Genomic DNA, 12633 nt, shown 5'->3' with positions numbered 1-12633 from the left:
TGGTGCACCCCGCTTGGCATCAAGTCCTGCCAATGCCGCTGCGAGATCGCAAACAGGCGCCACGGCATCCGTCAAAAAGTGCCGCGCGTCTGTGCGATGCCGCTATGCTTGCCCTCCATGAAAAATCGAGACGATGAAACCGCTGCGGCCCTGGCCGCACTGGCCCAGGCCGACGTAGCCCGCGCCCTGGCCGAAGATGTGGGCACTGGCGACCTCACGGCTGGCCTGATTGACCCCGCCTGCCGTGCCCGTGCGCGCATCCTGGCGCGCGAAGACGCCGTGATCTGCGGCGCCCCCTGGGCCGAAGCCGCCCTGCGCGCGTTGGACCCTACGGTGCAGATCACCTGGCACGTGCAAGAGGGCCAGCGCTGCACGCCCGATCAGGTGGTGCTGGAGCTGGAGGGCAATGCCCGTGCTCTGCTGAGTGCCGAGCGCACCGCGCTGAATTTTCTGCAACTGCTGTCGGCTGTGGCCACCAAAACGCGCACCTATGTGGACGTGGTGGCAGGCACCCGCGCCCACATTGTGGACACGCGCAAGACCATCCCCGGCCTGCGCCTGGCGCAAAAGTACGCCGTGCGCGTGGGCGGCGGCACCAACCACCGCATTGGCCTGCACGACGCCGTGCTCATCAAAGAGAACCACATTGCCGCCGCCGGTGGCGTGACGGCGGTGCTGAAAGCTGCGCAGGCTGTGGCCGCGCAGGCCAGCTTCATCGAGATCGAAGTGGAGACGCTGGAGCAACTGGCCGAAGCGTTGGATGCGGGCGCCAAGATGGTGCTGCTGGACAACATGCCGCTGCCCATGCTGCGCGAGGCGGTGCGCATCAATGCTGCGCACGCGGGCGGTGGTGCCATCCTTGAAATCTCCGGTGGCGTGACGCTGGCGGGCCTGCGTGAGCTGGCCGAGACGGGCGTGGACCGCATCTCGATTGGCACGCTGACCAAGGATGTGAAGGCCACCGATTTTTCGATGCGTCTACAGGAGCTGGCATGAGCACCGTAGCCCTGAACCGTATTGACGTTGAGTACGAGAAGCCCGAAGAGGCTGCATCTGGCGCCGTCTGCTCCACCAAACACGCCTGGGCGCGCGTGCCGCCCGAGCCATCGCAGGCCGAGCGTGCCGCGCTGAAAGACAAGATCCGCCGCCTGCTCAAGGAAAAGAACGCGGTCATGGTGTCGCACTACTACGTGCACCCGGACTTGCAGGACCTGGCTGAGGAAACCGGCGGCCTGGTCAGCGATTCGCTGGAGATGGCCCGCTTTGGCCGCGACCACGCCGCACAGACCCTGGTGGTGAGCGGTGTGCGCTTCATGGGCGAGACGGCCAAGATTTTGAGCCCGGAAAAGACCGTGCTCATGCCCGATCTGGACGCCACCTGCTCGCTCGATTTGGGTTGCCCCATCGACGAGTTCAGCGCGTTTTGCGACCAGCACCCCGACCGCACCGTGGTGGTGTACGCCAATACCAGCGCAGCCGTGAAGGCACGGGCCGACTGGCTGGTGACATCGAGCTGCGCGCTGGAGATCGTGAGCGCCCTCAAGGCCGCAGGCCAGAAGATTTTGTGGGCGCCAGACCGCCACCTGGGCGCCTACATCCAGCGCGAAACGGGCGCGGACATGGTGTTCTGGAACGGTGCCTGCATCGTGCACGACGAGTTCAAGGCACTGGAGCTGGAGCTGCTCAAAAAAGAGCACCCACATGCCAAGGTGCTGGTGCACCCCGAAAGCCCCGCCGACGTGGTGGCCCTGGCCGATGCCGTGGGCTCCACCAGCGCGATCCTCAAGGCCGCGCGCGAGATGGATGCCACCGAGTTCATCGTGGCCACCGACAACGGCATGATGCACAAGCTGCGCACGCTCAACCCCGGCAAAACCTTCTACGAAGCCCCCACGGCGGGCAACAGCGCCACCTGCAAGAGCTGCGCGCATTGCCCGTGGATGGCGATGAATGGCCTGGCCGATGTGGCCCGCGTGCTGGAGACTGGGGCCAACGCCGTGCACGTAGAGCCCGCGCTCATCCCCCGTGCACGCCAGCCGATTGACCGCATGCTGGCCTTCACCGCTGCGCTTAAAAATGGGCAGCCCACGGCGGGCCTGGTGCCGCACCTGGGCGCTGCTTAATATTTGCTATTAAAAATGTAGCTTCCAGCGCTTGTGAGTCAAGCGCTGGCAGTGATTTTTACTCAAAGAATTGACTCATGTCGCCGCCGAAGGTGCTTGCGCCTCCATCCGGTAGCCCAGCCCGCGCACGGTGTGGATCAGCGCGGTGGCGTGGCCGTCGTCGATCTTGCTGCGCAGGCGGCGGATGTACACGTCCACCACGTTGGTCAGCGGGTCTTCGCTGTGGCCCCACACGCTGGCCAGGATGCGTTCGCGGCTGAACAGGCGGCCCGGGGCGCTCATCAGCAGCTCCAGCAGCGCCAGCTCGCGGGCTGTCAGCGTCAGGGCCTGGCCGGCGCGCGTGGCCTTCATGCTTTCGCGGTCCAGCACCAGGTCGTCCACCTGCAGGCGGCTGGCGCGGCCCGGCAGCAAGGGGCGGGCGCGGCGGGCCAGGGCTTCCAGGCGGGCCAGCAGTTCTTCAAATTCAAAGGGCTTGCACAGGTAGTCGTCCGCACCCATGCGCAGCCCTGCCACGCGGTCTTCCAGCGTGCTCAGCGCCGTCAGCATCAGGATGGGCAGCGCCACACCTGCGGCGCGCAGGGTTTGGCAAATCTCCATGCCGTTCATGCCGGGCAGCATCAAGTCCAGCACCAGCACGGTGGGCGCGTCGCTGGGCTGGGCGGTGCGGGCGGCCTCTTGCGCCAGCGCCAGCCCCTCCACGCCGTGGGCCGCGCGCTGCACGCTGTGCCCTTCGGCCCGCAGGCCGCGCATCAAAAAGTCTGCGATCCGGGGATCGTCTTCCACCAAAAGGATGTTCATGCCGTGTCTGGGGTGGTGCCCGCGTTCCGTGGGGTGTCTGTCTCGGCGCCATGCCACAGCGGCAGCCGCAGCACGGCGCAGGTGCCGCCATCGGTGCTGCTTTCGGTGCTTGGGGGCCAGGGGCTGTGCAGCTGCAGCGCGCCGCCATGGGCCTGTGCCAGGGCGCGGGCAATGGGCAGGCCCAGGCCGCTGCCGCTGGCACGGTGCTGGCGCGCTGCGCTGCCCCTGAAATGCCGCTCAAACACCTGGGGCAGCTCGGCCGCCGGGATGCCAATGCCCTCGTCGCGCACCTGCAACTCGGCCCAGCCGTCTTTTGCCAGCAGACGCCAGGATACGGTGCCCCCCGGGTGCGAGTAGCGGATGGCGTTGTCCAGCAACAGCAGCACCAACTGCGTCAGGCGCTGGGCATCGCCAAACACCGTGAGGGTGTCGGGCAGGGCGCCCTCTGCCTGCAGGCGCACGCCCTGCTCGGCCGCCAGGGCCGTGGCCAGCCCCAGGGCGTCCAGCACCGGCTGCTGCAACGCCACGGGCTCGCGGGCCACGCTGAAGGTCTCCATGTCGGTGCGGGCCATGGCCAGCAGGTCGTCAATCACTTTGCCCTGCTGGCGTGAGATGTCGACGATGCGGGCCAATGCCTCGCGGTATTCGGTGGCGGGGCGCTCGCCGCCGCGCAGGGTCACTTCGGCCTCGCCACGGATCGCGGTGGTGGGCGTGCGCAGTTCATGGCTGATGTCGGCCAGCAGCTGGCGCCGCCGCACGTCGGTGCGCTGCAGCGATTCGTTGGCCTGGTGCAGGTCGGCGGTGCGCTCACGCACGGTGGCTTCCAGCACCTGGCGCTGCTGCTGCTCGCGCTGGCGGTGGCGCTCCAGCTCGTCGGCCATGGCGTTCATGCTGCGCGCGGCATCGGCAAACTCGTTGCGGCCCGGCAGGTTGATGCGGTGGTGCAGCTGCCCCTGCTGCAGTGCCCGTGCGCCGTCTGCCAGCGCATGCAGGGGGCGGCGCAAGGCGCGCCCAAAGTACAGCGTGGCCGCCAAGGCACCCAGCGCCAGGGCCAGGGCGGTGCCAATCCACAGCGCCCGCATGCGGGCCAAAGAGGCATCGGCAGCGGCGCGCTCTCGCTGCATGGCGGCCTGTTCGCGTGCAATGCTCTGGGCCACCAATTCGCGCAGGTCGCGCCCTTCGGACTGCTCGAACACCGCCGTCAGCGCGTTCCACACGGCGCTGGCCTGCACCTCGGGCGAGAGGGGCTGCATCTCGCGCACCGCTGCGCCCAGCTGGGCCACGCTGTGGGTCAGCACGCGCAGGGCGTCCAGGCGGGCCGCGTGTTCTTCTGGCGCCTCCTCGGCAAGACCCATGGTTTCGGCATCGCGCGCCAGCGCCACCAGCGACTGCAGTTGCGCCTGCATGCGCTCGACCAGGGTGTCGCGCTCGGAAGGGGCGCCGCCTGCGCCAATCTGGTGCTGCGTGGCCCAGGCACGCAGGCGTTGCTTGGTGGAGGACAGCTCGACAAAGCGCTGCAGGGTGTCGCTGGCCACGCGGCCCCGCACCACCTGCCGTTCGGCCTCGCGCACGGCCACCACGGCCGCCAGGCCCTGCAGTGTGACGGCGGCGGCCAGCAGGACGAGGACGAGGCTGAGTCGGCGGCGGAACATGGCCGGGATTGTCGCTGCAAAGCCTGCGCCGCAGCCCGTGTTCATCCGGCGTTAATGTTCGCCTCAGGCACCGTTCATGTGGCGTCCATCGGTGTTTCATGCCAGCCTTTTCCAATGCAGAGCTGTGGTTGCACATCCCGTGCATCCACTGCCAATCCAACACTTGCTTGTGAAAGAACCCCTGAAATGAAAGCACGCCACCTCGCTCCTCTTGCTTCCCTCGTTCTTGCCGGGCTCAGCACCCTGGGCCATGCCACCGTGGTGAACCGGGCCATCACCGAATCCGAAGTCACCGCCGCGCAGGCGGCCTGGTGCCAGGCGCTGGTGGACATCAGCGCTGCTAACGACAAGGGCGGACAGCCCGCCGCCAAGGCCTTGGCCGAGAAAGTCATCGACGCCGCCTACGGCTACCAGCTGGGGGCCGTGCTGTTCAAGCCCACCCTGGCGGCCGCGCCGCAAACTTTCCGCATTACCCGCGCGGGCGCGCTGGCCTACTTTGTGGGGGCGACAGCAACTTCCCCAAGGACACGGGCTTTGCCCTCAAGGGCTGGACGCGCTGCGAAGCCACGAATGCCGCTGTGTTTGTCGCGGGCGACTCGGCCTCCAGCATGGGCAACGTGGTGATGACCGGCAAGGACGGCAAGGTGACGACCGTGGACAAAACCTGGTCGTATGTGAAGGACGATGCGGGCAAGCTGCGCATCGTGGTCCACCACTCCTCCTTGCCCTACAGCGGCCAATGAGGGTTTGAGGGCTTGATGGAGGGCGTGAAGCCCCTTGCCGGGCCGAGATGAAGGCAATGTCGCAAGGCGGGTGGTCAAGGGGTTGCGCTGCAGGGGTGGGCGCAATGTGGCTATCCTTGCCACCTTTGCCTTGGCGCAGGTAGCTGGCAACGTGGGGCCGCAAGGCCCGGCGTGCTGGCTGGTTTGCTATGAAAAGAATAGCTGCTTGCGCTTGATTGGATTGCCCTAGGGGCCAGTTTGACTCTTTATGTCCTGCATCGACTTCACCCAGCCCCTGCTGCCTGACGCGCCGCGCCTGCGCTGCCAGTTTGGCGTGCCACGCCAGGTGCTGCGCGCCGATGCGCCCACCCAGGTGCGTGCGGTGCTGGACGCTGTGCACGCCGCCGCACGGCAGGGATCATGGTGCGTGGGCTATGTGCGCTACGAAGCGGCTGCCGCGTTCGATGCCGCCTTGCAGACCCATGCGGCCGATGGCCCCCTGGCCTGGTTCGCCGTGTACGACCACGCCGAGCCCTGGGCTGCGGACGCGCCGCCCCTCGGCGTAACCGGCGATGCCCCCAGCGTGGATTGGCAAGCAGGCATGGCGCGCCAGGACTTTGATGCCGCCATTGCCCGCATCCAGCAGGCCATTGGCAACGGCGAGCTGTACCAGGTGAACTACACCGCGCCGCTGCAGGGCATGCTGCACGGGCATGCGGCAGACCTGTTTGCCGCCTTGCACCGCGCCCAGCCACAGGGCTACGCGGCCTGCATCGACGCGGGGCCTGAGCAGGTGCTGTCCGTGTCGCCTGAGCTTTTTTTTGACTGGCAGGAAGGGCTGGACAGCCCGGCAGGAGAGGGGCCCTTGCTGGCCCGCCCCATGAAGGGCACGGCCCCGCGCGGCGCGACCCCTGAGCAAGACGCAGCCCATGCCGAACACCTGCGCACCGCCCCCAAGGAGCGTGCCGAGAACGTGATGATCGTGGACCTGCTGCGCAACGACGTATCGCGTGTGGCCTTGCCCCACAGCGTGAGGGTGCCTGCGCTGTTTGCCACCCAGGCGTTGCCTACGGTGTGGCAGATGACCTCGGACGTGGTGGCCCGCACGCGCCCCGGCACCACGCTGGCCGATGTGTTTGCGGCTTTGTTCCCCTGCGGCTCCGTCACCGGTGCGCCCAAGGTGCGGGCCATGCAGATGATCCGCGCGCTGGAGGCCGGGCCGCGTGGCGTGTATTGCGGCGCGGTGGGCGTGGTGCGGCCTGCGGGCCCGGCCACTGACCGCGCAGCGGGCCCAGGCCTTGTCCAGGGCTTGCACCCAGTGGCGGCCACTTTCAATGTGCCCATCCGCACCGTGGTGCTGCGCACGCAGGGGCCGGGCAGCGCACCGCAGGCGGTGTGCGGTATTGGCAGTGGCATCACCTCGGGGGCCGAGGCTGAGGCCGAGTGGAACGAGTGGCGCCATAAGCGCGCCTTTGTGGAAAGGGCGAGCATGCCGTTTGAGATTCTGGAAACCCTGGCGCTGGACGCTGGGCAATTGCGCCACGTGGGCGAGCACCTGGCCCGCATGGCCGGGGCGGCGCAGCACTTTGGCTTTGCCTGGGATGCTGCCCGTGTGCAGCAATGCCTGCAGGCCCTGGCCGCGCAGCACCCCGAGGGGCTGTGGCGCGTGCGCTTGCTGCTCAACGCCACGGGCCAGCCGCGTGCCGAGGCCTTCGCCACGCAGCCCACCGCCGTGCCCGTGTTGCTGCAACTGGCTGGGCAGCCGTTGGCCGAGGCGCACAGCGAGTTCACCCGCTTCAAAACCACGCGCCGCGCCCACTACGACACCTTCACACCCGACGCGGCCACGCAGCCTGGGGTGTTTGACACCTTGCTCTACAACGGGGCGGGCGAGATCACCGAATGCACACGCGGCAACATCGCCGCGCTGCTGCCCGATGGCCGCTGGGTGACCCCGCCCCTGGCCAGCGGCCTGCTACCCGGCGTGGGCCGCGCCGTGGCCCTGCGCGAAGGCCGCGTGGTGGAGGCCGTGCTGCGCGTGAGCGATGTGCCGCAGGTGCGCGAATGGGCCTTTGTAAACAGCTTGCGGGGCTGGTTGGCGGCGCGTGTTTTACCGTCGGACCTGCCCGTGGCGTAAGCGCCGCTCTGCGGTCGGCACCCCTGCGATCTTTTTTTTGGGGGTGGGTGGGCGTTCATGCCTGTTGGCTCTTGCTCTGTACACGCTGTTGCGATCATCATGTGCACCGGCGAGGCCATCGCGCCTTGCTGCAGCAGCACAAAGCTCCACGGTTTGTTGTTTCAGCCCTTCCTTGTTTGATCTTTCCAATGGTCGTGGGGTGAACGCGTGCGCTGCTTGAGGAGGGGCATGTCCTTTGTCTGATCATCACCAAAAACCATGACACACCATCATTGGATTCGACAAATCGCCCTGGCTTCGGTGGCGCTGTGCGCCTCGCTGGCTTTTGCACAACATGCCCCACACTGGGAATACAAGGGCAAACACGGCGCAGCCCACTGGGGCGAGCTGGAAGCGGGCTTTGAGGCTTGCGCCCGGGGCGTATCGCAAAGCCCCATTGACATCCGCAACGCCGTGAAGGCGGACCTGCCTGCGCTGGACTTTCAGTACACGGCATCAGCCCCCACGCTGGTCAACAACGGCCACACCGTGCAGGTAAACCTGCCAGCGGGCAACAGCCTGGTGGTCGATGGCAAGAAGCTGGAGCTGCTGCAGTTCCACTTCCATACCCCCAGCGAAGAAGCCGTGGCGGGCAAGCACACTGCCATGGTGGCGCACTTTGTGCACAAGGGCGAAGACGGCAGGCTGGGCGTGGTGGCGGTGCTGATTCAGCCGGGCAAGGCCAACGCCGCATGGGCACCTATCTTTGCCCACCTGCCACGCGTGGGCGAGCAGGTGACGGTCGATGGCCTGACGCTGGACCTGGGCGCCTTGCTGCCTGCCAAGAAGGGTTACTACAGCTTTGAAGGCTCGCTGACCACGCCACCATGCTCCGAAGGGGTGCAGTGGATGGTGCTCAAAGACCCCGTGAAGCTGAGCCCGCAGCAAATCAAGTCGTTCCGCAAGGTCTACAACGCCAATGCACGGCCCGTGCAGCCCCTGAACGGCCGGGTAATCAAAGAAAGCACCTGAGCGGCCTGCGTCACGATGCACCTGTGGCCAAGGGCTTGAGGTGCTGCCGTGCCATGGCCAAGAAGGCCATGGCCGCTGGGCTCAGCGGCTGTTTGGCCAGGCGGATGGCGACCACCGGAAACTCCAGCACCGGCCGCACGATGGGCACGGCGCGCAGATCGGGCGGCATGAGGCGCGCCACATAGCGCGGCAGCAGCGCCACCCCGGCGCCCGCCTGGATCATGCCAAAGGCCGTGGTCAGCATCGAGACATGGTGCACCACCTGCGGGTACACATTGGCCACGGCGCTCAGCTCGCGGCTGATGGCGCGCCACACCACGGCATCGGGGTTCACATGCACCAGGGGCAGGCCATCCAGGTCGCGCCCTTGCACGCTGGCGCGCTGGGCCAAGGGGTGGTCGTGCCGCAAAAACAGCGCCATGCGCTCGCTGAACAGGCGCTCGGTGGCCAGCTCTGAATGCGTCTGCCCGATGTCCGAGCCGAGGGCCAAGTCCGCCTCGCGTGAGAGCACTTGCGCCACCATCTGCGCGGCATTGCTGTCGTGCAGCGTGGCCACCAGTTGGGGGTGCGCCTTCGAAAAGCGCGCCAGCAGCGCGGGCAGCAGCGCCCCTGCCGTGAGGTGCCCCACGGCCACCACCACCCGGCCCTCCTGCAGCTGTGCTTGCGAGCGACAGGCGTGTACCGACTCGTCGATCATGCGCAGCGCGCGCTGGGCCGTGTCGGCCATCATCTGCCCGGCATCGGTGAGCCGAATGCGCCGCCCGCGCACCACCAGCGGCTGGCCCAGCTGCTGCTCCATGCGCTTGATGAGGTGGCTGACGGCGGGCTGCGTCAGCTGCAACGCGTCGGCCGCCAGCGTGAAGCTGCCCGTCTGCGCAATGGCGGCCAGGGCGCGGAACTGCTGCAAAGAGACTTCATCAGCAGGGGCGGCAGAGGGTTTCATGGCGTTATGTATGACATGACGTCATAGCGAAATAATTTTGATTATCTGTTTTGATGGATGGCCAGCGCCTACATTGGGGACGTTGAAGGCGCCTTCTTTTCGTTGTTTCCGCTCCCCCCCTCTTGCAAGGAATCGATCCATGATCCGTCGCCACCACTTTCTGCGCGGCCTGGCCGCCGCCCTGGCACTGGGCGCCACCGTGCCTGCAGCGCTGGCCCAGGCCAGCAAACCCATCCGCCTGATCGTGCCCTTCCCAGCGGGCGGTGCCACCGACCTGTTTGCGCGCACCCTGTCGCAGAAGATGGGAGAAAAGCTGGGCACCTCCATCGTGGTGGACAACAAGCCCGGCGCGGGCGGAAGCCTCGGGTCAGACCTGGCGGCCAAGGCCCCGGCCGATGGCCTCACGCTGCTGTTGGCCACCACCAGCACGCATTCGATTGGCCCCGCCATGGGCGGCAAGCTGCCCTACGACACCGTGCGCGACTTCACACCGATTGCCCACGTGGGCAATGCGCCCAGCATCATGCTGGTGCCCAACAGTTCGCCCGCCAAGACGGTCAAAGAGTGGATCGAGTACGCCAAAAAGAACCCCGGCAAGCTCAACTACGCCTCCAGCGGCAACGGCACCATCGTGCAGCTGACGGCCGAGCTCTTCAAGGCGCAGGCGGGCCTGTATGTGACGCACATCCCCTACAAGGGCACGGCGCTGGCGATTCCAGACCTGGTGAGCGGCCAACTTGATGTGCTGTTTGATTCATTGCCCACCGGCATGCCCCACGTGCGCGATGGCCGCCTGCGTGCACTGGGCGTCACCACGCTCAAGCGCAGCCCGCTGGCGCCCGACTTGCCGCCCATTGCCGACACGCTGCCCGGCTACGAGTCAAATACCTGGTTTGGCCTGTACGGCCCCAAGGGCTTGGGTGCTGACATCGTGACCCGGGTGAACACCGCCGCCAACCAGGCGCTGAACGACCCCGAGGTGCGCAACAAGCTCACCACGCTGGGCATTGAGCCCGTGACGAGCACGCCCACCCAGTTCAGCAAGATGGTGGCGGACGACCTGGCCAAGTGGAAGAAGATCATCAGCGAACGCAAGATCGTCAACGAATAAGCACCCTATTCAAGCACCTTATCCATTTCAAAAAATCGCCAGGAGACCGCATGCAGTTCAACTACCACAACCCTTACCTCTCCACCCGCATCCCGGTGTTTGCGCGCAATGTGGTGTCCACCTCGCACCCGCTGGCAGCGCAAGCCGGTTTGCGCATCCTGCAGCAGGGCGGCAATGCGGTGGACGCCGCTGTGGCCACCGCCGCCGTGATGACGCTGGTGGAGCCGGTGAGCAATGGCCTGGGCAGCGATGCGTTCTGCATCTTGTGGGATGGGCAGCAACTGCACGGCCTCAATGCCTCGGGCCGCGCGCCGCAGGCCTGGACGCCCGAATACTTCAAAACCAAGTACGGCGCAGACGCCACCACGCCACCCATGCGCGGCATCGATTCGGTGACCATCCCCGGCGCGGTGCGCGGCTGGGTGGCGCTGAGCCAGCGCTTTGGCAAGCTGCCGTTTGCCGATCTGATGGCGCCTGCGATTGAAGTGGCTGAGCGCGGCTACCTGGTGCCGCCCGTGGTGCAGCAAAAGTGGGCGGCTGCCACCCCCGTGCTGCAGGGTATGGCGGGCTTTGCCGACACCTTCTTGCCCTGGGGCCGCGCGCCCGAGGTGGGGGAGCTGTTCCGCTTCCCCGCCGCAGCGCGTGCGCTCAAGGCCATTGCCGCCACCCACGGCGATGCGTTGTATGAGGGCGAAATCGCCGAGGCCCTGGCGGCCTTTGCCAAAGAGCAGGGCGGTGCCCTGACGGTGAAAGACCTCGCCAGCTACCAGCCCGAGTGGGTCAAGCCCCTGGCCCGCGACTACCGGGGCTACACGCTGCACGAGATTCCGCCCAACGGCCAAGGCATTGCTGCGCTGATAGCGCTGGGCATTCTGGAGAAGTTCGACATGGCCAGCCTGCCGGTGGATTCGGTGGCCTCGCAGCATCTGCAGATCGAGGCCATGAAGCTCGCGTTTGCCGACGTGTACCGCTATGTGTCCGAGCCATCGACCATGGAGGTGGCGCCCGAGCAGATGCTCGATGACGCCTACCTGGCATCGCGCGCCCGCATGATCGACCTGGGCCGTGCACAAGACTTCAAGGCGGGCAACCCGGTCAAGGGCGGCACCATCTACCTCACGGCGGCCGACGAGAACGGCATGATGGTCAGCTTCATCCAGAGCAACTACATGGGCTTTGGCTCGGGCTGCGTGGAGCCTACCTACGGCATCAGCCTGCAAAACCGGGGCCATGGCTTCAGCCTGGACGCTGCCAGCCCGAACGTGGTGGCGCCCGGCAAGCGGCCGTTCCACACCATCATCCCGGCCTTCCTGACCAAGGATGGCCAGCCCGTGATGAGCTACGGCGTGATGGGCGGCAACATGCAGCCACAAGGCCACATGCAAACGCTGGTGCGCATGCTGGACTACCGCCAGAACCTGCAGGCCGCCTGCGATGCGCCGCGCTGGCGCTTCAACAAGGGCCTGAACATCAATGTGGAAGCGGCCATGAACGCGGCCACCGTGCAGGGCCTGCAAGACCTGGGGCACGAGATCGATGTGATCAACGACTCGTACCAGGACTTTGGCGCGGGCCAGTTCATCTGGCGTGCGGGCAACCCGGCTGTAGAAGGCTACGTGGCAGCGAGCGATCCGCGCCGCGACGGGTTGGCTGCGGGGTATTGAGGGGCTGGGCGGGCTCCTTGTCCGCTTCATCCGCTTTGCCCGCTGGACTACTGGCGTGGGGCAGGGCAGCCCCCGCAGCGGCTTTTATTCGAGCCGTGCCTTGGCGTAGGTGGCGCGGTCCATGTCGCGCACCTCCACACTCAGCTGCACCGACATGCCTTCGGGGCGTGGCGTGTTGCGCTGCAGTACTTCCAACACGCGCCCGGCCAGCTCGGTCTTGGCCTCGGGCGTGCGCCCTGTCATCAGCCGGAGTTCGGCATGCGCGAAGCCACGCAGCTCAGGGGCAGTCCCCATCACAAAGTCGCTCACATCCACAAAGCGGATCTTGAGATCGGCCTCTACTGGAATCTGCGGATGCGCGGTGAGCGACGCGGCCAGCTCCTTGAGAACCTGGGCCTTGGGGTAGGTGCCGAGGTTGGCGGTGGTTTCGATAACCAGATGGGGCATGTGTGTCTCGCTTTCGGTATGGAAC

The 12633-nt window shown here is 66.7% G+C and carries 12 protein-coding genes; 8 read left to right on the top strand and 4 right to left on the bottom strand.

Annotated elements, in window-relative coordinates:
* Nucleotides 1-117: 117 nt before the first annotated feature.
* Both nadC and nadA read left to right on the top strand, forming a co-directional pair.
* A complete protein-coding gene (gene nadC / locus EAG14_RS14725; RefSeq protein WP_121729340.1) occupies nucleotides 118-996 on the top strand; it encodes a carboxylating nicotinate-nucleotide diphosphorylase in 879 nt (292 codons plus the stop codon).
* Nucleotides 993-2123: a quinolinate synthase NadA gene (gene nadA / locus EAG14_RS14720; RefSeq protein WP_121729339.1), complete on the top strand. Its 1131-nt coding sequence runs from the start codon at nucleotides 993-995 to the stop codon at nucleotides 2121-2123. Before nadC ends, nadA begins: the two co-directional genes overlap by 4 nt.
* A 75-nt stretch (nucleotides 2124-2198) precedes the next feature.
* Here the strand turns inward: nadA and EAG14_RS14715 are convergent, their stop codons facing one another.
* Complete coding sequence (locus EAG14_RS14715; protein WP_121729338.1) at nucleotides 2199-2921, bottom strand: response regulator transcription factor; 723 nt, start codon at nucleotides 2919-2921, stop codon at nucleotides 2199-2201.
* A complete protein-coding gene (locus EAG14_RS14710) occupies nucleotides 2918-4573 on the bottom strand; it encodes a HAMP domain-containing sensor histidine kinase (protein WP_162996011.1) in 1656 nt (551 codons plus the stop codon). Before EAG14_RS14710 ends, EAG14_RS14715 begins: the two co-directional genes overlap by 4 nt.
* A gap of 186 nt (nucleotides 4574-4759) precedes the next feature.
* Here EAG14_RS14710 and EAG14_RS14705 point away from each other — a divergent pair, with 186 nt between their 5' ends.
* From EAG14_RS14705 to EAG14_RS14695, 4 genes are all read left to right on the top strand, one after another.
* A complete protein-coding gene (locus EAG14_RS14705) occupies nucleotides 4760-5197 on the top strand; it encodes a hypothetical protein (RefSeq protein WP_240456797.1) in 438 nt (145 codons plus the stop codon).
* A complete protein-coding gene (locus tag EAG14_RS23780; RefSeq protein ID WP_256371471.1) occupies nucleotides 5182-5316 on the top strand; it encodes a hypothetical protein in 135 nt (44 codons plus the stop codon). Before EAG14_RS14705 ends, EAG14_RS23780 begins: the two co-directional genes overlap by 16 nt.
* Nucleotides 5317-5563: 247 nt before the next feature.
* A complete protein-coding gene (locus EAG14_RS14700; protein WP_121729336.1) occupies nucleotides 5564-7432 on the top strand; it encodes a chorismate-binding protein in 1869 nt (622 codons plus the stop codon).
* Nucleotides 7433-7690: 258 nt separating this feature from the next.
* Nucleotides 7691-8443 carry a carbonic anhydrase gene (locus EAG14_RS14695; protein WP_121729335.1) on the top strand — a complete coding sequence of 251 codons (753 nt, stop codon included), beginning with the start codon at nucleotides 7691-7693 and terminating at the stop codon, nucleotides 8441-8443.
* A 10-nt stretch (nucleotides 8444-8453) separates the two neighbouring features.
* Here EAG14_RS14695 and EAG14_RS14690 read toward each other — a convergent pair whose 3' ends face one another.
* Entirely contained in the window at nucleotides 8454-9386 is a 933-nt protein-coding gene (locus tag EAG14_RS14690; RefSeq protein ID WP_099658488.1) for a LysR family transcriptional regulator, read from the bottom strand.
* Nucleotides 9387-9525: 139 nt separating this feature from the next.
* On the opposite strand from EAG14_RS14690, the gene EAG14_RS14685 reads away from it, so the two are divergent.
* Together EAG14_RS14685 and EAG14_RS14680 are read left to right on the top strand one after the other, a co-directional pair.
* Complete coding sequence (locus EAG14_RS14685; RefSeq protein WP_199173490.1) at nucleotides 9526-10497, top strand: tripartite tricarboxylate transporter substrate binding protein; 972 nt, start codon at nucleotides 9526-9528, stop codon at nucleotides 10495-10497.
* A 50-nt stretch (nucleotides 10498-10547) separates the two neighbouring features.
* Nucleotides 10548-12161: a gamma-glutamyltransferase family protein gene (locus tag EAG14_RS14680; RefSeq protein ID WP_121729334.1), complete on the top strand. Its 1614-nt coding sequence runs from the start codon at nucleotides 10548-10550 to the stop codon at nucleotides 12159-12161.
* A gap of 84 nt (nucleotides 12162-12245) precedes the next feature.
* Here the strand turns inward: EAG14_RS14680 and EAG14_RS14675 are convergent, their stop codons facing one another.
* Entirely contained in the window at nucleotides 12246-12608 is a 363-nt protein-coding gene (locus EAG14_RS14675) for a 5-carboxymethyl-2-hydroxymuconate Delta-isomerase (protein ID WP_121729333.1), read from the bottom strand.
* Between the last annotated feature and the right edge of the window lie 25 nt (nucleotides 12609-12633).

The sequence above is a fragment of the Acidovorax sp. 1608163 genome (assembly GCF_003669015.1).
Lineage (GTDB): Bacteria > Pseudomonadota > Gammaproteobacteria > Burkholderiales > Burkholderiaceae_C > Acidovorax.
The sequence above is the reverse complement of the archived record's forward strand: the minus strand, read 5'-3'. Positions and strand labels throughout refer to the sequence as shown.